The sequence below is a fragment of the Paraburkholderia sp. Ac-20342 genome (assembly GCF_017104985.1).
Taxonomy (GTDB): domain Bacteria; phylum Pseudomonadota; class Gammaproteobacteria; order Burkholderiales; family Burkholderiaceae; genus Paraburkholderia.
Genome location: NZ_JAAGPQ010000086.1, coordinates 13,809 through 33,183 on the forward strand (window position 1 = coordinate 13,809; position 19,375 = coordinate 33,183).

Genomic DNA, 19,375 nt, shown 5'->3' on the forward strand with positions numbered 1-19,375 from the left:
TCGCTGCACGACGTGCGCAGCTTGCCGCACAGTGTTTCTCACGCGCCGGCCATTTCATGTTCGGCGGCGAGCGCCAGAAATGCCGAGCGCGACATGCCGCGCGCCTGCGCATACGCGTCGATCTCCTGCACCAGGACCTCGGGCAGCGAGATGTTGATGCGCACCGCTTTTCTCAACGCCGGAATGTTGCGCGTTGTCACGAACCCCCACACAAAACCCGCGAACTCCGGATTGCGCCGATGCGCGCTGAGCGTGAGCGGCTCGGGCAGCGGCAACCCTTCGTCGAGCAGGGTTTCGAGGTGGGATTCGATCGCTTCCCTGGCATTCGCATAGGCTTCCTCGAGCGTATCGCCCGCGGAGTGGCAGCCCGGAATGTCGGGCACCACCACGCCGAACGCGTGCGTGCCGTCTCCAGGCTCGACTGCGATTGGAAAGATCAGATGCTTCATTTCAGCCCCGCCTGTTTCAGAATGCTGTTCAGTGTGCCGGGCGGAAGATCCTTTTTCGGATGCGGGACGGTCACGAGACCGGACTTTTCCGCGTGCCGAAAATGATGGTGGCTGCCCGTTATCCGGACGAGTTGCCAGCCATGGGCTTGGATCAATTTGACGACCTCGGCGCTCTTCATACTGCAGTCCTCTCATCATACACATCATTACACAACCTCGATAGTGGCAAAATCTCGCGTGTGAATGCGCCGTAACGGTGAGCCGGGCGACGCATACGAAAACGCGAGCGGGACTGCCATTTCAACGTGATGTGGCGCTGCGCGCCAGCTAGCCGAATGGCTAACGTTGCGAGAAAGAGGGAGATGTGGTGAGGGAAGGGCGGCGTTGCCGGATCGGCATCGCGAAGAACAGGCGCAAGCAGTACGCCCACCTGCCGAGGCGCGTTCCCGATCGTATCCAACAGGTCGTCCGCGAGGCTTTCAAGCGGGCCCGCACTGAGACCGACCGCGCGAAGCCGTCGTTGGATTTCGAGTCTTTGGCCGAAATGGCGCCAAAAACGAGCCGGGTTCGAGCCGGCCGAATCTATTTCGAGTCGGCAGGCTCGTTCTGACTATTTTTCGAGCTCACGCGTCAGGTTTTTCCTGGGAAGAAGTGTCGCGCGTGTACGAGCGGATCAAAGTCCCGAATAAGCCGGCACCCGCCCATCCGGGCCATACAGATTGACCTTGGGCGGCACGTTGACCTGTAGCGCCTTCAGCGCGCGCTGGTTGTAATCCATGCGCACGCGGATCAGCTCGCCGTTGTTGGTATTGACGCGCCGCGCTCGCTCGGCCGCTTTTTGCAGCAGCTTCCACTGCATCGCGAGCCGCGTGTCGGTGCTCGCCGCGAGTTCCATGCCGGACCAGCCGGCCGGCAAGCCGAGCTCGGCCAGTTGCGCGTCGCGCGCGGCTTCGAGCCGCGCGAGCACGCCAACCAATTCGGTTTTCTTCTCGACGATCGCGGGCAGTTGCTCGTCCAGCGGCGACACAGCGGTCAGCGCCTTCGTTTCGAGCGTGAGAATCGAGGCGAACGCTTCGACGGTCGAATGTTCTTCGATCAGGATGGCAACCAGGGCGTCTTTCATGTCAACGACTCGCTATGCGCGGCGGCGCGCGCGGGGTGCGCGAGCCGAGTTTGTCGAACGCCGCCCGGCATGTCGTCGCACTGCGAGGTGCCGATCAGTTGCCGGTCGACGAGGTTTTGTTCTGCAACAGGTCGCGCGCCGTCTGCAGCACGCCGTCGGCGATCTTGCCGGAGTCGATCTGCAGCGTGCCGTCCTTGATGGCCTGTTTGATCGACTCGACGTGCGCCATGTCGATGTCGGCCGAACCGCTCGCCGCGAGGCTGCGCAGATGCTGCGACAGGCCCGACAGGCTCACGTTCGCGTCGCCGGCGCCGCTGTTCGAGCTCGGCGCGCCCGTGCTCGCGCCCTGCGTGGCGCCCGTTGCCGGCGCGGTGTCGCCCTGTTGCGAACGGGATACGGCGTCTTTCAACGTCGGCAGATTCGATGAGGTGGTGGAATCGACTTTCACGATAGGCTTCCTGAACGATTTGATTCTGATAACGGCAAGCGCCGCTCAAAACTTTAGCGCAATCGCTCCACGCCCGGCCCGGCTTTGCCTGGCCATCCGACCCTTTCCACATCGTTTCCACCCGCGCCGCGACACGCTCCCCGCGCACATGCGCCACGGTCGTTCCGGCCGCGAGCCCGTTCGCGCGAGGCAGGGCAGCGAACCTGCTCACATCTGGATCTCGACCGTTCCGTCATCCTTGACGATGCCGGAGATGATCTGCCCGTTCGCGGTCTTGACCCGCACCTGCTGGCCCGGCGACGCGTTGCTCATCGCGCTGCCCTCGGCCGAAATCGAGAAGCCGTCGCCGGCGGCCACGACCCGCACGGTTTGGCCGATCGCCACCGCCGACGCGCTCTTCAGCATGTCGCGGCGCAATGGCATGCCGCTCGCGATCCGCACGAGCGAGACCGAGCCGACCGCCTGCGACGGATCGGTGACGATCGCCTGCGGCAGGCCGGTCAGATCGCCGTCGCGCGCGACGAGGTCGGCGGCCGTCAGCACTTCGCCCGGCGCCATCGCGCGCGAGGCGAGGTAGTAGGTCGCGTGCAGCGCGATGCGCGCCTGCAGGTAGAGGGTCCACGGCTTCTCGCCCGCGCAGCGCACGCCGACCGTCATGCGGCCCCACAGGCGCGCGCCGCTCGGCAGGAACGGTTCGAGCGAGGTGCAGGCGGCCAGCCCGCGCGGAAACGCGGGCGCGACCGTGATGTCGACCTTGCCGGGCAATCCCGCGGACTGCTGCTGCAGGAACGCGAGCGCGGCGGCGTGGATCGCTTCCGGGTCCTGCTGACCGGGCAGCGGTGCGGCTTGCGCAGGCGTTGCGATGGCCGCGGCGGCGGCCATCTGCTGGTTTCTCAGTGTCAGGGCCGTCACCGGCTGACGTGCCGCGGCCACCTGCGTTCGCGCGGGCGTTGCGGCAACTGCAACCGTAGCCACTGCGCCTGCCTGCGGTTGCACCGAGGCGATTGGCTTGCCGTTCGCACCGAATTCGGGCGGTTCGCCGCGTGCCGCGAGACTATCGAAACCGCCTTGCGGCGCATTGGCGGCGATGGGCCGCGCATTGGCAGCGCCGACACCGTTCGGCGCGGGCGTCACCGTTACCGGGACAGCGGCGCGCGCGGCTGGCTCGATGTTCACGCGTGCCACGCCCGAGGCCCCCGCATTGGCCGGCGCGGGAATCGTCACGACGCCGCTGGCGTCCGGCCTGAAGCTCGTGCGGATCAGCGCCGGCGCGGCGGCGGGGGCTTCGCCCGCGCCCGGAATGACGATCGCGCCGCTCGCGCCCGCGGCGCGTGCGAACGCATCGTTATCGGCGGTTGGCCGCGAGGCCGGCGCCCGCCCGAGCGACTGTGCCGTGGCAGCCGCCAGCGACGCCGCCGAGGACGCACGCTGCGCGGGCGTCTGCATCTGCTGCACGAGATCGTTGAGCGCCGCCGGATTCTTTTCGCCGGGTCCCGGAATCACGATCGGCCCGCCGCCGTCGTGCTCTTGCGCCTGCGCCTGGGTTGTGGCCGGCAACAGCACGATGCCGCCCGCGACCCATAACGCGACCTGCACGACGAGCCGCGTGCAAAGACGCGCGAGCAGCCGCGAGCCGGCTCGCATCGCCACGCGCGGCACAACCCGCGGTGCGTGCATGGCGTGCCGCGAACCCTCTTCCGCGCCCGCAACCATACCCGCACTCGCGCCCGAATCTGCACGATCTGCCGCCGCGCAATACGTGCGCTGCGGCAAGGCGGAAGTGGGCTGGTCCATCGTGGGTCTCCATCGAATGCATCGGTACGCCTTGCATTCTAGTGAGCGCCTCTCTCGCGCAAACGTTGAATAGAAGCCCCCTTTCCCGGTTATTCGTCCGATTGCCGCTTGCGCCCGGCCCATAAGATGCACCTCATGCAAAAAGGTCTTGCCGGCCGCCGCGCCGCTCGCTTGCATGTTCAGCGCACGACAGGTTCGGCGCATTCACGGCAAGACCTTGGGAACGTTCTCGGGAGATTTCCATGCTGGACAAACTCGATGCCGAATTCGCCTTCGGCCGGCAGGCGATGGATGTGCGCGCCTACCGGCAGGAACTGCTGTCGTCGAACATCGCCAATGCCGACACGCCCGGCTACAAGGCGCGCGACGTCGACTTCGCCTCGTCGCTTGCCGGTGCGCTGAAGAAGACGGGCGGCAGCAGCGCGGGCCAGGGTGCGTCGAACAGCTCGACGCTCGCGATGACGCAACCGGCCGGCGTGACGAGCGGCATGTCGATGTCGGCGACCGAACCCGGCCACATGAGCGGCAAGACGACGCTCACGGCAACGGGCGGCAGCCCCGACGACTACGGCAACCTGCAATACCGGATTCCGGTGCAGCCTTCGCTCGACGGCAACACGGTCGACATCGACACCGAGCGCGTGCAGTTCGCCGACAACACGCTGCATTTCGAATCGGGCATGACGGTGGTGTCGAACCAGGTGAAGACGATGCTCGCGGCGATCACGTCGGGCAGCTAACCGGGGGCACACGAATACACGATCCGCGCGCATGGCGGCAAAGCGCCAAAGCGCGCGGAACGCAGAGGCTGCCAGGCGCAGCAAAGTAAGGCAAACGCAGCAAAGCGCACGCAACAGATAACAGATGCAACAGATGCGCGAAACACGCTCAAGACAGGCGCGCGATCCGCGCGAACGAGCGTGGCGGTACCGAACGAAACGCTACGGGACTTAACGTGAAGCCGGCCCGAACCGGCAGGAGAGGTCAGGAAACATGCCATCCCTGATGAATATTTTTGGTGTTGCAGGCTCCGCGATGTCGGCGCAGTCGCAGCGGCTCAACGTGACGGCGTCGAACCTCGCCAACGCGGACAGTACCACCGGCCCGGACGGCCAGCCGTACAAGGCCAAGCAGGTCGTGTTCGCGGTGAACCCGCTCGGCGGCGCGCGCTCGGGCTCCGGCCAGCAGGTCGGCGGCGTGCAGGTGACGGGCGTGATCGACGACCCTTCGCCGATGAAGACCGCCTACGAACCCGGCAATCCGGCCGCCGACGCCGACGGCTACGTGACCTTGCCGAACGTCGACCCGGTGCAGGAAATGGTCAACATGATCTCGGCTTCGCGTTCGTATCAGGCCAACGTCGAAACGCTGAACACCGCCAAAACCCTGATGCTGAAAACGCTCACGATCGGAACCTGAGGAGAGAGCCTTGACCACCAACACCACGATCGGCAGCAACGGCACGACCGTTTCGCAGACGCTGCTCGACACGATGAACGGCGCGAACGCGACCGGTTCGACGGGCAGCACGTCGGGCACCTCGGCCACCGATCTGCAGAACACGTTTCTGCAACTGCTCGTCGCGCAGCTGAAGAACCAGGACCCGACCAATCCGATGGACAGCTCGCAGATGACCTCGCAGCTCGCGCAGATCAGCACGGTGCAGGGCATCAGCCAGCTCAACACCTCGCTGTCCTCGCTGTCGACGCAGCTTTCGGCGGGCCAGCAATCGCAGTCCGCGCTGCTGATCGGCTCGACCGTGCTCGCGCCGGGCAATTCGATCTCGGTGGCGAGCGGCAAGGCCACGCCGTTCGGCGTCACGCTCGCCAACGACGTGAGCGACCTGCAGGTGGTCGTGAAGAACTCGGCCGGCACGATCGTCAACACGATCGACCTCGGCAAGCAGTCGGCCGGCACGGTGCCGGTCGGCTGGACGCCGACCGACGCGGCGGGCAATACGCTCGCCGACGGCACCTACACGATCACCGCGACCGGCTCGATCAACGGCCAGCAGGCCACGGCCACCACGCTGACCGGCGCGACCGTGGACGGCGTCGTGACGCAGAGCAGCGGTACGGCGGGCCTCGTGCTGTCGAATGGTTCGACGGTCGGGCTGACGGACATCGCCGCGATCCTCTGATTCAGATCAATTCAGTTACGACTTTCCAGATACGGAGCACGTCATGGGTTATCAACAAGGTTTGAGCGGGTTGTCCGCGTCGTCGAGCGATCTCGACGTGATCGGCAACAACATCGCCAACGCCAACACGGTCGGCTTCAAGAGCGGCACCGCCGAATTCGCCGACATGTACGCCAATTCGATCGCGACGGCCGTGAACCAGCAGGTCGGTATCGGCACGCAGCTTTCCGAAGTGCAGCAGCAGTTCTCGCAAGGCACGATCACCACGACCAACCAGGCGTTGAACGTGGCGATCAACGGCAACGGTTTCTTCCAGATGTCGAGCAACGGCACGCTGACCTATTCGCGCAACGGCGTGTTCCAGCTCGACAAGAACGGCTACATCACGAACGCGCAGGGGCTCCAGCTGATGGGCTACGGCGCCAACAGCTCGGGCATCATCAACACCGCGCAGACCGTGCCGCTGAAGGTGCCGACCGCGAACATCGCGCCGCAGGCGACCACCTCGATCACCGCGGGCCTGAACCTCAACGCGCAGGACGACCTGATGCTCGGCGCGCCGACCGTGACGGCCGGCGCGGGCAACACCGGCACGCTCAACACGACCGGCGCGACGATCACGAACGGCGCCGCGGGCACCAACACCGACAACTACACGATCAACTTCACGAGCCCGACGACCTACACGATCACGGATCACACGCTCGGCACGACCTCGGCTTCGCAGGACTTCACCGCCGGCACCGCGATCACGCTCGGCAACGGCGAGAGCATCACGTTCAGCGGCGCACCGGCGAGCGGCGACAGCTACACCGTCGCGCCGAATCCGACCGCGTTCAACCAGAACAGCGCGTCGACCTACAACTACTCGACCAGCACGACCGCCTACGACACGCTCGGCGGCTCGCAGACGGTCAACATGTATTTCGCGAAGACGTCCGCCGGCACGTGGAACGTGTACGCGGGCACCTCGACCGGCGCGGCGACGCTCGTCGGCACGGCGAACTTCAACTCGTCGGGCACGCTCGTCAGCACGGCCAACCCCGACGGCACGCCGACCACGACGCTCGGCGCGTTCAACGTGTCGATCCCGACCTCGGACGGTTCGTCGACGCCGCAAAACATCACGCTGAACCTCGGCACGACCACGCAGTACGGCGGCAAGGACGGCGTGAACAGCCTCTCGACCGACGGCTACGCGGCAGGCCAGCTGACCAGCTTCACGGTCGGCACCGACGGCACGCTGACCGGCAACTACTCGAACGGGCAGACCGCCGCGCTCGGCCAGATCGTGCTTGCGAACTTCTCGAACCAGAACGGCCTCGTCGATCTCGGCAACAACGAGTACGGACAGACCGCGGCTTCGGGCGTCGCGCAGATTTCCGCGCCGGGCTCGACCAATCACGGCGTGCTGCAAGGCGGCGCGGTCGAAAACTCGAACGTCGATCTGACGAGCGAGCTGGTGAACCTGATTACCGCGCAGCGCAACTATCAGGCGAACGCGCAGACGATCAAGACCCAGCAGACCGTCGACCAGACCCTGATCAACCTGTAAGCCAACGGGACCCCATCATGGATCGGCTGATCTACACCGCGATGTCGGGCAGCACGCAGGCGCTCGAACAGCAGGCGATCGTCGCGAACAACCTCGCGAACGCCTCGACCACGGGTTTTCGCGCGCAGCTCGAAACCTTCCGCGCCGTGCCGATGTCGTTCGGCGACGGCAGCTCGATCAACGACGACACGACCCGCACGTTCGTGCTGTCGTCGACGCCGGGCGCCGACTACACGCCGGGGCCGATCCAGCAGACCGGCAATCCGCTCGACGTGGCGATCCAGGGGCCGGGCTGGCTGTCGGTGCAAACCGCCGACGGCAACGAGGCCTACACGCGCGCGGGCAACCTGCACATCGACGAAAACGGCCAGCTCGTGAACGCGACCAATCAGGTCGTGCTCGGCAACGGCGGGCCGGTGTCGGTGCCGCCGGGCGCGGAGATCACGATCGGCAAGGACGGCACGGTGTCGGCGCTGACGCCCGGCGATCCGCCGACCGCGGTCGTGACCGTCGATCAGCTGAAGCTCGTGAACCCCGATCCGCAGACGCTCACGCGCGGCGACGACGGCCTCTTTCGCACCGCCGACGGCAATCCCGCCGACGCCGATCCGACCGTCACGCTCGCACCGGCCTCGCTCGAGGGCAGCAACGTGAATCCGGTCAGCGCGATGGTCTCGATGATCACCAACGCGCGCCAGTTCCAGATGCAGACGCAGCTGCTGGAAAACGCCGACAAGAACGATCAGTCCGCCAACCAGCTGCTCAGCTTCAGCTGACGGATTGCCATGGGGCGCGCGATGAGGCGCGCTCCAACATTGGAGAACCCTAAGTGAACCGCTCACTCTATATCGCCGCGACCGGCATGAATGCGCAACAGGCGCAGATGGACGTGATCTCGAACAACCTCGCGAACGTCAGTACCAACGGCTTCAAGGGCTCGCGCGCGGTCTTCGAGGATCTGCTGTACCAGACCATCCGCCAGCCCGGCGCGAACTCGACGCAGCAGACCGAACTGCCGTCCGGCATCCAGCTCGGCACTGGCGTGCAGCAGGTCGCGACCGAGCGCCTGTACACGCAGGGCAACCTGCAGCAGACCGGCAACTCGAAGGACATCGCCATCAACGGCGCGGGCTTCTTCCAGGTGCAGATGCCCGACGGCACGACCGCCTACACGCGCGACGGTTCGTTCCAGACCAACGCGCAGGGCCAGCTCGTCACGTCGAGCGGCTATCAGGTGATTCCGGCGATCACGATCCCGACCAACGCCACTTCGCTCACGATCGGCAGCGACGGCGTCGTGTCGATCACGGTGGCCGGTTCGAGCAACAGCCAGCAGCTCGGCTCGATGCAGATCGCGACCTTCATCAACCCGGCCGGCCTCGACGCGAAGGGCGAGAACCTGTTCGCGGAGACCGCCTCGTCGGGTGCGCCGAACGTCTCGCAGCCGGGCCTGAACGGCGCGGGCTCGCTCAACCAGGGCTACGTCGAAGCGTCGAACGTGAACGTCGTGCAGGAACTGGTCAACATGATCCAGACCCAGCGCGCGTACGAAATCAACAGCAAGGCCGTGACGACCTCCGACCAGATGCTGCAAACCCTCAGCCAGATGCAGGTTTGAGGGGCAGGGATTCAAGCAAGGTGATCACGATGTCGGATTTCACTCGCACCCCGGTGCATTCGCGCACGGCCCTGGCGCTCGTGCAGCTCACGCTGCTCGCGGCGCTGGGCGGCTGCGGGCTCGTGCCCAAGGAGCCGATCACGCAGCAGCCGATGACCGCGATGCCGCCGGTTCCGCCGCAGGCGCAGGCGCCGGGCTCGATCTACAACCCGGGTTTCGCGGGCCGCCCGCTGTTCGAAGACCAGCGGCCGCGCAACGTGGGCGACATCATCACGATCGTGATCGCCGAAAACATCAACGCGACCAAGTCGTCGGGCGCGAACGCGAACCGCAACGGCAACACGAATTTCGCCGTGCCGACCGCGGGCTTTCTCGGCGGCCTCTTTGGCAAGACCAACCTGAGCGCGAACGGCGCGAACGTGTTCTCGGGCACCGGCGGCGCGAACGCGTCGAATACGTTCAACGGCACGATTACCGTCACCGTGACGGGCGTGCAGGCGAACGGCAACCTGATCGTGAGCGGCCAGAAGCAGATGCTCATCAACCAGGGCAACGAGTTCGTGCGCTTCTCCGGCGTCGTGAATCCGAACACGATTTCGAGCCTCAACGCGGTGTATTCGACCCAGGTCGCCGACGCGAAAATCGAGTACTCGGCGAAGGGCTATATCGACGAAGCGGAGAACATGGGCTGGCTGCAGCGCTTCTTCCTCAACGTGGCGCCGTGGTAATCATGCGTACCGTTCCGAACCTTCGCGCCTCGTTCTCCCTGCGCCGCTTCGTGCGTCTTTTCCTCGTGCGTCTTCCACACCTGCCGCGCCTCGTGAGCTCCACGCGCTACGGCCGCGCGCTCGCCGCGCTGGCGTCGTCGCTCGCGCTCGCCTGCGCGGTGCTGCCGCTCGCGACGCCCGCGCATGCCGAGCGTCTGAAAGACCTCGCGCAAATTCAGGGCGTGCGCGACAACCCGCTGATCGGCTACGGCCTCGTGGTCGGTCTCGACGGCACCGGCGACCAGACCACGCAGACGCCGTTCACGACGCAGACGCTCGCCAACATGCTGGCGAACCTCGGCATCTCGATCAACAACCAGGCGGCGGGCTCGACCAACTCGCAGTCGTCGCTGTCGAACATCCAGTTGAAGAACGTCGCTGCGGTGATGGTGACAGCGGTGCTGCCGCCGTTCGCGCGGCCCGGCGAGGCGATCGACGTGACGGTGTCTTCGCTCGGCAACGCGAAGAGCCTGCGCGGCGGCACGCTGCTGCTCACGCCGCTCAAGGGCGCCGACGGCCAGGTGTACGCGCTCGGCCAGGGCAACGTCGCGGTCGGCGGCGCGGGCGCGAGCGCGAACGGCAGCAAGGTGCAGGTCAACCAGCTCGCGGCGGGCCGCATCGCGGCCGGCGCGATCGTCGAGCGCGCGGTGCCGACCGCGGTGTCGCAGGCCGGCACGATGCAGCTCGATATGAACGACATGGACTACGACACGACGCAGCGCGTCGTCGCCGCGATCGACAACGCGTTCGGTAGCGGCACCGCGACCGCGCTCGACGGCCGCACGATCCAGTTGCGCGCGCCGGGCGATCCGCAACAGCAGGTCTCGTTCATGGCGCAGTTGCAGAACCTCGACGTGCACCCGGCCCAGGCGGCCGCGAAGGTGATCCTCAATGCGCGCACCGGCTCGATCGTGATGAACCAGATGGTCACGCTGCAGAGTTGCGCGGTCGCGCACGGCAATCTGTCGGTGGTCATCAACACGCAGCCGGTCGTGAGCCAGCCCGGCGCGTTCTCGAACGGCCGCACCGTGGTCGCGCAGCAGTCGCAGATCCAGATGAAGCAGGACAACGGCTCGCTGAAGCTCGTGAACGCCGGCGCGAACCTCGCCGAAGTCGTGAAGGCGCTCAACGCGCTCGGCGCGACGCCCGCGGATCTGATGTCGATCCTGCAGGCCATGAAGGCGGCGGGTGCGTTGCGCGCCGATCTGGAAATCATCTAGGGAAGACAGCAGATGAATTCGAATCCGACCAATAGCGTCAACTCCGCGAACGACCTCAGCAGCCGCTTCGCGCTCGACGTACAGGGCTTCGGCGCACTGAGCGCGCAGGCCAAGGCTTCGCCGCAAGCCGGCATGAAGATGGCCGCGCAGCAGTTCGACGCGGTCTTCACGCAGATGATGCTCAAAAGCATGCGCGATGCGACGCCGCAGGACGGCCCGTTCGATTCGCACGATTCGGCGACCTTCACGTCGATGATGGATCAGCAGTTGGCGCAGCAGTTGTCGAAGAAGGGCATCGGCGTCGCCGACGCGATGCTCAAGCAGTTGATGCGCAACCAGGGCATGCAGGTGGGCGGCTCGGGTGGCGTGGGCGGCGCCGGTGCCGCTGGCGGTCTCGCCGGCATGGCGAACGCGCTCGGCGGCGGCAGCGGCGGCGACGAAGGTCAAACCGCCGCGCTCAACGCGCTCGCGCGCGCCTACGGCAATGCGCAGGCGAACGGCCAGCTCGCGCTCGGCCACGGCTACTCGGGCAATAGTTCGTTGACGCCGCCGTTGCGCGGCGACGGCAGCTCGCCGAAAGTCGATGCGTTCGTCGACAAGCTCGCCGCGCCGGCGCAGGCCGCGAGCGCGGCGACCGGCATTCCGGCGCGCTTCATCGTCGGGCAGGCGGCGCTCGAAACGGGTTGGGGCAAGAGCGAGATCAGGAAAGCCGATGGCTCGACGAGCCACAACGTGTTCGGCATCAAGGCGACGCCGGACTGGACCGGCAAGACCGTCTCGACGGTGACGACAGAATACGTGAACGGCAAGCCGCAGCGCAGCGTCGAAAAATTCCGCGCGTACGACTCGTACGAGGAAGCGATGACCGACTACGCGAGCCTGCTGAAGAACAACCCGCGCTATGCGCAGGTGATCAATTCGTCGCATGACGTGAACGGTTTCGCGAACGGCATGCAGCGCGCCGGTTATGCAACCGACCCGCATTACGCGAAAAAGCTGTTGTCGATCATGCAGAAAATGGGCTGATTAAAGAATGCACGCGACGGGGCCAGGTGCATATAAGACGGAAGAAGGCCGGCTGCCGGAAGGCGGCTGGCCGATCCGCGAGAATAAGCTGTGAGGCGGTACGCGGTACATGAGCGTTGAAGCGGTTCAGGCAGTAGGCGGGCAAGGTGAAAGAGCATGCGTAACGCGCTCGCACGTAAAGGCATATGCATAAAGGCGCGGCAATCGAAGCGGCGCTAAACAGCCGGCGTGAAAAAGCATGGGGAAAGGGGCGGATCGAGTTTTAACGTTTGCGGCGAATTTGCAGCAAATTTTTAATAAAAGTGCCCTAAATTTTGGCTGGGTGCTGCCGCTAACGAGTTAGACCCGATACCGGAAAATCGCTGTCATTCCGGTCGAACGCGCGGGCCGCGGCGGCGCTAAAGACCTTCGGGTCGAAAGAACCGTTGGCGCGTGCCCGCCAGAACATGCATACCGGCAAGCTCATGGATATGAACCAGTCGAATAGCCAGATCGACACACACGGCCAGCCGCACGACCCGCAAGACGAAAGCGTTCCCGATTTCGGCCGCCGCAATCCGCTCGAGATCGGCGTGCAGTTGCGCAATCTCGTCAATCGCGGCGATTTCCTCACCGTCGAATACGCGGGCGGGCAGCTCGTCACTCGCCTGCTCGACGTCGACGTGCGCGAGCGCACCTTCACTTTCGATTGGGGTGCGCTCTCCGAACAGAACAAGGGGCTGCTCGCCGCGCCGCGCTGCAAGTTCCACGCCGCGCCGGACGGCGTGCGTGTCGAGTTCGTGACCGCGACGCCGCGCGAGACGCGCTTCGAGGGACTGCCCGCGTTCGAGGCCGATTTTCCCGAGGTGCTGTTCTACGTGCAGCGCCGCGAATACTTCCGCGTCAACGCGCCGATTCTCGACCCCTACGTGTGTAGCGGACGCTTTCCCGGCGGCGACACGTTCCGCTTCGAGGTGCACGACCTGTCGCTCGGCGGCCTCGGCATGCGCACGACCGACGAGCGCGTCGCCGAATTGCCGATGGGCACGCGCCTGATGGACTGCGAACTCGCGCTCGGCGCGCTCGGCCGTCTATCGCTCGATCTGCAGCTCGTGTCGCATCGCTCGATTGCGCTGCCGAACGGCACGCAGCGCTACCAGCTCGGCTTCCGTTTTCTGACGCTGCCCGGCAGCGCGGAAAACACGCTGCAGCGGCTTATCACGCAGCTCGAAATGAAGCGCCGCTCGCTGGTGCGCTAGCCCGGCACGACGTACCGGACGTACCGGACGAAACGCGCCAAACGAGACGCGCCAAACGAGACGCGCCAAACGAAGCGAGCGCAAACGACGCGAGCCGAACGCAACGCGCACCGTGCACACCGCACGGCGCGCGTTTCTCCGGCTCGGCGCGCAAACGTTGCAACGACGCGAAAGAAAGCGTCGTACGAAGCGGAACGGCCCTCAATTTTTCGCGCGACGGGCCGTTAAAGAGGATGTTCCAGCAACGTGGCGGCAGGTCTGCGGTGCCGCCCTTCAGGATGACGCATGTCCAGCAATCTCTTCAATATCGGCCTCAGCGGACTCAATGCCGCCCAGTGGGGTTTGACGACGACCGGCGAGAACATCAGCAACTCGTCGACGCCCGGCTACTCGCTCGAAACGCCGGTCTATTCGGAAGTCGGCGGCAGCTACACGGGCTCCGGCTATCTGCCGATGGGCGTCTCTACCGACACCGTGCAGCGCCAGTACAGCCAGTATCTGGCGACGGAGCTGAACAACGCGCAGTCGTCGAGTAGCGCGCTCAGCGCGTACAACACGATGATCTCGCAGCTGAACAACCTGGTCGGCAGCCCGACCGCAGGGATCGCGAGCGCCATCACCGGATATTTCACCGGCCTGCAGAACATTGCCAACGACGCGTCGAGCATTTCCACGCGGCAAACCGCGGTTAGCGACGCGCAGACGCTCGCGAACCAGATCAACGCGGCGGGCGCGCAATACGACCAGTTGCGCGCGAGCGTCAACACGCAACTGAGCAACGCCGTCACGCAGATCAACACCTACACCGCGCAGATCGCCGCGCTCAACACGCAGATCACCCAGGCGAGCAGCCAGGGCCAGCCGCCGAACCAGTTGCTCGATCAGCGCGACGAAGCGGTATCGAACCTGTCGCAACTGATCGGCGTGTCGGTCGTGCAGGACAGCAACGGCAGCTACAGCGTGTTGATGTCGAACGGCCAGCCACTCGTGTCGGCCGGCAACAGTTTCAACCTCGGCACGGCGACTTCGGCGAGCGACCCGAGCGAGCTGTCGGTCCAGTACCTCGGCCAGGCCGGCGCGAAACCGGTGCCGACGCCGCAGACGCTTCCCGACGCCAAGGTGTCGGGCGGCACGCTCGGCGGCCTGCTGCAATTCCGCTCCCAGACGCTCGATCCGGCCGAAGCGCAGCTCGGCGCGATCGCGACCAGTTTCGCCGCGCAGGTGAACGCGCAGAACGAACTCGGCATCACGCTGAACGGCACCGCGGGCGGCGCGCTGTTCACGGTCGGCGCGCCGACCGTCTACGCGAATGCGCAGAACACCGGCAACGCGACGCTCGGCGTGTCGTTCGCCGATGCGACCCAGCCGACCACGAGCGACTACACGCTCTCGTACGACGGCAGCACCTATACGCTGACCGACAACGAAACCGGCAGTATCGTCGGTTCGGCGGCGGACCTCACGAAGCCGATCGGCGGCCTGCAATTCTCGGCCACCGGCACGATGAAGGCCGGCGACTCGTTCTCGATCGAGCCGACGCGCGGCGCGCTCAATGGCTTCGCGCTCGCCACCACGTCGCCCCAGGCGATCGCGGCGGCGGCGCCGGTGCTCGCCTCGGCCGCGTCGTCGAACACCGGTAGCGCGACGATCACGCAGGGCTCGGTGATGGCCGGCTACAGCGCGCCGACCAGCAAGACGACGCTCACGTATACCGCGGGCACGGGCCTCACCGGCTTCCCGCTGAATTCGACGGTGACGGTTGCCGGCCCGCCCTCGACGTCGTACGCGATCACCTCGGCGACGACCGCGGTGCCGTACTCGCCGGGCACGGGCGCGACGCTCACGATCACGAACCCGAGCAATTCGACCGCCGCGGGCAGCATGAACAACGTGACGGTGACGATCAGCGGCACGCCCTCGGACGGCGACTCGTTCACGATCGGGCCCAATACCGGCGCGAGCAACGACGGCCGCAACGCGCAACTGCTGTCGAACCTGACCACTGCGCAATCGCTCGCGGGCGGCACCTCGACGCTGACCGACGCGTACGCGAACTACGTCAACGGCATCGGCAACCAGGCTTCGCAGATCCAGACCTCGGCGACCGCGCAAAGCTCGCTCGTCACGCAGATCACGTCGGCGCAGCAGTCGGTATCGGGCGTCAACATCAATGAGGAAGCAGCGAACCTGCTTCAGTACCAGCAGCTCTATCAGGCCAACAGCAAGGTTATCCAGACCGCGCAGACGCTGTTCCAGACATTGCTTGGCATCTTCTCGTAAGGCGTCGAACCATGCGTATTTCCAGCGCGCAGTACTTCAGCATGAACGTGGAGACAATGAGCAGCCAGCAGGCTCAGTTGTCGCAGATCTATCAGGAAATCTCGAGCGGTTCGAGCCTGACCTCGCCCGCCGACAATCCGCTCGGCGCGGCCCAGGCCGTGCAGCTCAGCTCGACGGCGACCGCGCTGTCGCAATACACGACGAACCAGAACGCGGCGCTTTCGTCGCTGCAGGCCGAGGACTCGACGCTCGGCGGCGTGCTCAGCACGCTGAACAGCATCAACACGCTCGGCATCAGGGCGAGCAACGGCTCGCTGAACGACGCCGACCGCACCGCCATCGCGACGCAACTGACGAGCCTGCGCAACCAGTTGCTGACCTACGCCAATGCGACCGACAGCTCGGGCAATTCGCTGTTCTCGGGGTTTCAGAGCGCCACCCAGGCGTTCACGACCGATGCGAGCGGCGCGGTCGTTTATGCGGGCGACGACGGCACGCGCACCATGCAGGTCACCGGCAACACCCAGGTGGCAACCGGCGACAACGGGATGGCCGTGTTCATGGGCGTCGGCTCGACCAATGCGGAGCCGATCGCGGCCGGCAATCCGGCCAACACCGGCACGGGCGTGGCCGGCGCGGTGACGGTGAACGATCCGACCAACGCGGGGAATGCGGACGCGTACCAGATTGCGTTCAGCGGCAGCGGCGCGACGCTGGCCTACACGATCACCGACACCACCACGGGTGCGGTCGGCACGCCGCAAACCTACACCGAGGGCGCCGACATCGCGATGGGCGGTCAGACGGTGGCGATCACGGGCACGCCGGCTGCCGGCGACAGCTTCACGGTCCAGCCGGCCAACCAGGCGGGCACCGACGTATTCGCCAACCTGAACGCGATGATCGCCGCGCTCCAGCAGCCGGTGACAGGCAGCACGGCGGCCACGGCGAATCTGCAGAATGCGCTGAACACGGGCCTGTCCCAGCTTGCCAACACGATCGGCAACGTGACGGCGGTGCAGGCGTCGGTCGGCGGCCGCGAGCAGGAAGTGCAGGCGCTGCAAGCGGTCACGCAGACCAACACGCTGCAGACGCAAAGCAGCCTGTCGGATCTGACCTCGACCGACATGGTCTCGACAATCAGCAAGTACACGCTGACGCAAGCCGCGTTGCAGGCATCGCAGCAGGCGTTCGTGCAGATCCAGAACATGTCGCTGTTCCAGTACATCAACAACTGATTCGCTACGCGATAGCGGGATGCGGCAGAGACAGGAAAACCGGCGCAAGCCGGTTTTTTTTATCCGGCGCGTCCTGCGCATCCATCACGTCCAGCGCGCTTGCGGCATCGAAGCCGCGTCTTTACTTCAGTCCCGCCGCGACCCGTCCCATTTCGTCGATGCCGCTGTCGAACAGCCGCACGAAGAACGGGATCATGTTCGGCAGCATCAACTGCACGAGCAGCAGGCCGACCAGCATCGTGAGCGGAAAGCCGATCTGGAACACGCCGATCTGCGGCGCCGCGCGATTGAGAATGCCGAGCGCGAGGTTGGCGATCAGCAGCGCGACGACGACCGGCAGCGCGAGCAGCAGCCCCGCCGAGAAGATCGAGCCGCCCCAGTTCGCGAGCGTCTGCCAGCCGTGCGGCGCGAGCAGGTTGGCCGACACCGGCACCGACTGGAACGTCGTCACGAGCGCGGCGATCACCTGCAGATGACCGTCGACGGCGAGAAACACGAGCGTGGCGATCGTCGTCATGTAGCGCGAGATCACGACGCCGGAGCCGGTCGCCTGCTGGTCGAAGAAGGTCGCGAAGCCGAGGCCCATGCCGAGGCCGATGAAGTAGCCGGTCGCGTCGATCGCCTGGAACACGATCTGCATCGTTACGCCGAGCGCGATGCCGATCAGGAACTGGTTGACGAGAATCCACACGCCGGCTGCGGAGAACACCGTGACCTGCGGCAGCGCGCCGACGGTCGGCGCGACGATGATCGTCGTGAACGCGGCGAGGCCGATCTTCACGCGCGTCGGCATGGATACGTTGCTGAAGACCGGCGCGGTCGCGACGAGCGCGGCGATGCGCGCGAACGGCCACAGGAACGCGGTCAACCAGACGTTCAGTTGGGCGTAGGTGACCGTGAACATGGCGGCACGCTCAGTTGACGAGCGTCGGAATGCTGCTGAGCGTGTGGCGCAGATAGTCGAGCATCGTCGTGAGCATCCACGGTCCGGCGATCACGAGCGTGACCACGATCGCGAGCAGCTTCGGAATGAACGACAGCGTGCTCTCGTTGATCTGCGTGGCCGCCTGGAACAGGCTCACGAGCAGGCCGACGACGAGCGCGACGAGCAACAGCGGCGCCGCGAGCACGAGGCCGACGTACATGGCCCCGTGGGCCAATGTCATGACTGCTTCGGGTGTCATCGTGAGTGCCTGGGGATCGGTGGAGCGAACGGGAAAGCGAACCAAACGGCGAACGGAAGCACGGCCGGCATCAGACGAAACTCTGCGCGAGCGAGCCGAGCAGCAGTTGCCAGCCGTCGACGAGCACGAACAGCATCAGCTTGAACGGCAGCGAGATCGTCGCGGGCGAGACCATCATCATGCCCATCGACATCAGCACGCTCGCCACCACCATGTCGATGATGAGGAACGGAATGAAGATCGTGAAGCCGATCGTGAAACCGGTCTTCAGCTCGCTCGTGACGAACGCGGGCACCAGCAGCGACAGCGGCACGTCTTCGGGGCCCTGCATCGGCGCCGCGTGCGAGATGCGCGCGAAGAGGGCGAGATCGCTCTCGCGGGTCTGCCGCAGCATGAAGGTCTTGAACGGCGCGACGCCGCGCGAGACCGCCTGATCCATCGTGATCGTGCCTTCGGAGAACGGCTTGTAGCCTTCGTTATAGGCCTTGTCGAGCACCGGCGACATCACGAACAGCGTCAGGAACAGTGCGAGCCCGACGAGCACCTGGTTCGGCGGCGTGGTCGTCGTGCCGAGCGCCTGGCGCAGCAGCGACAGCACGATCACGATGCGCGTGAAGCTCGTCATCATCAGCAGCATGGCGGGCAGGAACGACAGCATCGTGAGCAGCAGCATCGTCTGCACGCTCAGCGAGTAGGTCGTGCCGCCGTTCGGGCCGGGGCTCGTCGTGAAGGCCGGCAGGCCGGCGGTTTGCGCGAACGACAGCGTCGGCAGCGCGAATAGCAGCGCCGCGAGTGCGAGCGGCAGCAACGGCCACCACGACCTCATGCGGCGCGGCGACGCGGCACGCGATGCAGCGGCGGACGCGTCATGGCGCGTTGCGCGTGCTTCATGGGCCTTATGCGCGGCCTGCGCCTTATACGCCTCATGCGCTGGACGTGAAGCCTGAAAACCCGCTTGCCTGAAACTGACCTGCATTACCGATCCCCGCCGCCTTGCGCGTTGAAACGTTTGCCCACTTCGCCTTTCAGGGCGTCGCGAAAGCGTTGACCAAAGGTGCCGGGAAGATTGCCGGCATGCGGCGCGTGCGAGGCGGCCAGGGCATCGGCAACCGAACCGGCCGGCATCGTATGCAGCAGACGCACGTTGCCGGGCGCGGCGCCAAGCACGAGCCACGTATCGCCGATCTCGACGACCGCGACGCGCTCCTTGCCGCCGAGCGACACACCGCCGATGGTTTTCACGAGCCCGCCGCGCTGGCCCGTTTGCAGGCCGAAGCGCCGCGCGAGCCACGCGC

Annotated in this window: 21 protein-coding genes; 12 read left to right on the forward strand and 9 right to left on the reverse strand. The window is 65.8% G+C overall.

The features are described 5' to 3' along the window. Window positions 1–38 precede the first annotated feature (38 nt). The 5 genes from G3N58_RS26760 to flgA form a co-directional block, all read right to left on the reverse strand. Window positions 39–449, reverse strand: a complete 411-nt coding sequence (locus G3N58_RS26760) for a type II toxin-antitoxin system HicB family antitoxin (protein WP_167047322.1) — start codon at window positions 447–449, stop codon at window positions 39–41. Further along, window positions 446–628 (reverse strand): type II toxin-antitoxin system HicA family toxin, encoded by a 183-nt coding sequence (locus tag G3N58_RS26765; RefSeq protein WP_167047325.1) that lies wholly within the window; start codon window positions 626–628, stop codon window positions 446–448. Before G3N58_RS26765 ends, G3N58_RS26760 begins: the two co-directional genes overlap by 4 nt. Before the next feature lie 494 nt (window positions 629–1,122). After that, the gene (locus tag G3N58_RS26770) at window positions 1,123–1,572 is read right to left on the reverse strand and encodes a flagellar protein FlgN (RefSeq protein WP_167047328.1); all 450 of its coding nucleotides are present in this window, start codon (window positions 1,570–1,572) and stop codon (window positions 1,123–1,125) included. A gap of 94 nt (window positions 1,573–1,666) precedes the next feature. Next, a complete protein-coding gene (gene flgM, locus G3N58_RS26775) occupies window positions 1,667–2,020 on the reverse strand; it encodes a flagellar biosynthesis anti-sigma factor FlgM (protein ID WP_167047331.1) in 354 nt (117 codons plus the stop codon). A 207-nt stretch (window positions 2,021–2,227) separates the two neighbouring features. Continuing rightward, window positions 2,228–3,814: a flagellar basal body P-ring formation chaperone FlgA gene (gene flgA / locus G3N58_RS26780; protein WP_206000673.1), complete on the reverse strand. Its 1,587-nt coding sequence runs from the start codon at window positions 3,812–3,814 to the stop codon at window positions 2,228–2,230. A 242-nt stretch (window positions 3,815–4,056) separates the two neighbouring features. On the opposite strand from flgA, the gene flgB reads away from it, so the two are divergent. From flgB to flgL, 12 genes are all read left to right on the forward strand, one after another. Beyond that, window positions 4,057–4,554 carry a flagellar basal body rod protein FlgB gene (gene flgB / locus G3N58_RS26785; RefSeq protein WP_167047336.1) on the forward strand — a complete coding sequence of 166 codons (498 nt, stop codon included), beginning with the start codon at window positions 4,057–4,059 and terminating at the stop codon, window positions 4,552–4,554. Window positions 4,555–4,807: 253 nt separating this feature from the next. Then, entirely contained in the window at window positions 4,808–5,233 is a 426-nt protein-coding gene (gene flgC / locus G3N58_RS26790; protein WP_085483139.1) for a flagellar basal body rod protein FlgC, read from the forward strand. A gap of 10 nt (window positions 5,234–5,243) precedes the next feature. Continuing rightward, window positions 5,244–5,954 carry a flagellar hook assembly protein FlgD gene (locus tag G3N58_RS26795; RefSeq protein ID WP_206000675.1) on the forward strand — a complete coding sequence of 237 codons (711 nt, stop codon included), beginning with the start codon at window positions 5,244–5,246 and terminating at the stop codon, window positions 5,952–5,954. A gap of 43 nt (window positions 5,955–5,997) precedes the next feature. Then, window positions 5,998–7,509: a flagellar hook protein FlgE gene (locus tag G3N58_RS26800; RefSeq protein WP_167285525.1), complete on the forward strand. Its 1,512-nt coding sequence runs from the start codon at window positions 5,998–6,000 to the stop codon at window positions 7,507–7,509. Between the two features lie 17 nt (window positions 7,510–7,526). After that, on the forward strand, window positions 7,527–8,285 hold the full coding sequence (gene flgF / locus G3N58_RS26805) for a flagellar basal-body rod protein FlgF (protein ID WP_167047345.1): 759 nt from the start codon (window positions 7,527–7,529) through the stop codon (window positions 8,283–8,285). A 53-nt stretch (window positions 8,286–8,338) separates the two neighbouring features. Further along, complete coding sequence (flgG, locus tag G3N58_RS26810) at window positions 8,339–9,127, forward strand: flagellar basal-body rod protein FlgG (protein WP_167047348.1); 789 nt, start codon at window positions 8,339–8,341, stop codon at window positions 9,125–9,127. A 29-nt stretch (window positions 9,128–9,156) separates the two neighbouring features. Next, window positions 9,157–9,855 carry a flagellar basal body L-ring protein FlgH gene (gene flgH, locus G3N58_RS26815; RefSeq protein WP_167047351.1) on the forward strand — a complete coding sequence of 233 codons (699 nt, stop codon included), beginning with the start codon at window positions 9,157–9,159 and terminating at the stop codon, window positions 9,853–9,855. Between the two features lie 80 nt (window positions 9,856–9,935). Then, the gene (locus G3N58_RS26820; RefSeq protein ID WP_167047625.1) at window positions 9,936–11,114 is read left to right on the forward strand and encodes a flagellar basal body P-ring protein FlgI; all 1,179 of its coding nucleotides are present in this window, start codon (window positions 9,936–9,938) and stop codon (window positions 11,112–11,114) included. Between the two features lie 12 nt (window positions 11,115–11,126). Next, the gene (gene flgJ, locus G3N58_RS26825) at window positions 11,127–12,140 is read left to right on the forward strand and encodes a flagellar assembly peptidoglycan hydrolase FlgJ (RefSeq protein ID WP_167285527.1); all 1,014 of its coding nucleotides are present in this window, start codon (window positions 11,127–11,129) and stop codon (window positions 12,138–12,140) included. A gap of 464 nt (window positions 12,141–12,604) precedes the next feature. Then, window positions 12,605–13,378, forward strand: a complete 774-nt coding sequence (locus tag G3N58_RS26830; protein WP_205193236.1) for a flagellar brake protein — start codon at window positions 12,605–12,607, stop codon at window positions 13,376–13,378. 285 nt (window positions 13,379–13,663) lie between these two features. Continuing rightward, a complete protein-coding gene (gene flgK, locus G3N58_RS26835) occupies window positions 13,664–15,658 on the forward strand; it encodes a flagellar hook-associated protein FlgK (RefSeq protein ID WP_206000677.1) in 1,995 nt (664 codons plus the stop codon). An 11-nt stretch (window positions 15,659–15,669) separates the two neighbouring features. After that, complete coding sequence (gene flgL / locus G3N58_RS26840) at window positions 15,670–16,896, forward strand: flagellar hook-associated protein FlgL (RefSeq protein WP_206000679.1); 1,227 nt, start codon at window positions 15,670–15,672, stop codon at window positions 16,894–16,896. 121 nt (window positions 16,897–17,017) lie between these two features. On the opposite strand, the gene fliR is transcribed toward flgL, so the two are convergent. The 4 genes from fliR to fliO form a co-directional block, all read right to left on the reverse strand. After that, window positions 17,018–17,800 carry a flagellar biosynthetic protein FliR gene (gene fliR, locus G3N58_RS26845; protein WP_167047363.1) on the reverse strand — a complete coding sequence of 261 codons (783 nt, stop codon included), beginning with the start codon at window positions 17,798–17,800 and terminating at the stop codon, window positions 17,018–17,020. A gap of 10 nt (window positions 17,801–17,810) precedes the next feature. Then, a complete protein-coding gene (fliQ, locus tag G3N58_RS26850) occupies window positions 17,811–18,080 on the reverse strand; it encodes a flagellar biosynthesis protein FliQ (protein ID WP_167047366.1) in 270 nt (89 codons plus the stop codon). Between the two features lie 70 nt (window positions 18,081–18,150). Then, the gene (fliP, locus tag G3N58_RS26855) at window positions 18,151–18,906 is read right to left on the reverse strand and encodes a flagellar type III secretion system pore protein FliP (RefSeq protein WP_167047369.1); all 756 of its coding nucleotides are present in this window, start codon (window positions 18,904–18,906) and stop codon (window positions 18,151–18,153) included. A gap of 149 nt (window positions 18,907–19,055) precedes the next feature. After that, window positions 19,056–19,375: flagellar biosynthetic protein FliO (gene fliO / locus G3N58_RS26860; RefSeq protein WP_206000681.1), on the reverse strand; the 320-nt coding region annotated here is incomplete at its 5' end.

What these genes read in the sequence shown, in the direction of transcription:
- fliR (WP_167047363.1), bottom strand. Translation starts at nt 17,800, where the DNA reads ATGTTCACGGTCACCTACGCCCAACTGAACGTCTGGTTGACCGCGTTC.
- flgB (WP_167047336.1), top strand. Translation starts at nt 4,057, where the DNA reads ATGCTGGACAAACTCGATGCCGAATTCGCCTTCGGCCGGCAGGCGATG.
- G3N58_RS26830 (WP_205193236.1), top strand. Translation starts at nt 12,605, where the DNA reads ATGGATATGAACCAGTCGAATAGCCAGATCGACACACACGGCCAGCCG.
- G3N58_RS26770 (WP_167047328.1), bottom strand. Translation starts at nt 1,572, where the DNA reads ATGAAAGACGCCCTGGTTGCCATCCTGATCGAAGAACATTCGACCGTC.
- flgJ (WP_167285527.1), top strand. Translation starts at nt 11,127, where the DNA reads ATGAATTCGAATCCGACCAATAGCGTCAACTCCGCGAACGACCTCAGC.
- flgL (WP_206000679.1), top strand. Translation starts at nt 15,670, where the DNA reads ATGCGTATTTCCAGCGCGCAGTACTTCAGCATGAACGTGGAGACAATG.
- fliQ (WP_167047366.1), bottom strand. Translation starts at nt 18,080, where the DNA reads ATGACACCCGAAGCAGTCATGACATTGGCCCACGGGGCCATGTACGTC.
- fliP (WP_167047369.1), bottom strand. Translation starts at nt 18,906, where the DNA reads ATGAGGTCGTGGTGGCCGTTGCTGCCGCTCGCACTCGCGGCGCTGCTA.
- flgK (WP_206000677.1), top strand. Translation starts at nt 13,664, where the DNA reads ATGTCCAGCAATCTCTTCAATATCGGCCTCAGCGGACTCAATGCCGCC.
- flgC (WP_085483139.1), top strand. Translation starts at nt 4,808, where the DNA reads ATGCCATCCCTGATGAATATTTTTGGTGTTGCAGGCTCCGCGATGTCG.
- flgH (WP_167047351.1), top strand. Translation starts at nt 9,157, where the DNA reads ATGTCGGATTTCACTCGCACCCCGGTGCATTCGCGCACGGCCCTGGCG.
- flgF (WP_167047345.1), top strand. Translation starts at nt 7,527, where the DNA reads ATGGATCGGCTGATCTACACCGCGATGTCGGGCAGCACGCAGGCGCTC.
- flgA (WP_206000673.1), bottom strand. Translation starts at nt 3,814, where the DNA reads ATGGACCAGCCCACTTCCGCCTTGCCGCAGCGCACGTATTGCGCGGCG.
- G3N58_RS26765 (WP_167047325.1), bottom strand. Translation starts at nt 628, where the DNA reads ATGAAGAGCGCCGAGGTCGTCAAATTGATCCAAGCCCATGGCTGGCAA.
- G3N58_RS26800 (WP_167285525.1), top strand. Translation starts at nt 5,998, where the DNA reads ATGGGTTATCAACAAGGTTTGAGCGGGTTGTCCGCGTCGTCGAGCGAT.
- G3N58_RS26760 (WP_167047322.1), bottom strand. Translation starts at nt 449, where the DNA reads ATGAAGCATCTGATCTTTCCAATCGCAGTCGAGCCTGGAGACGGCACG.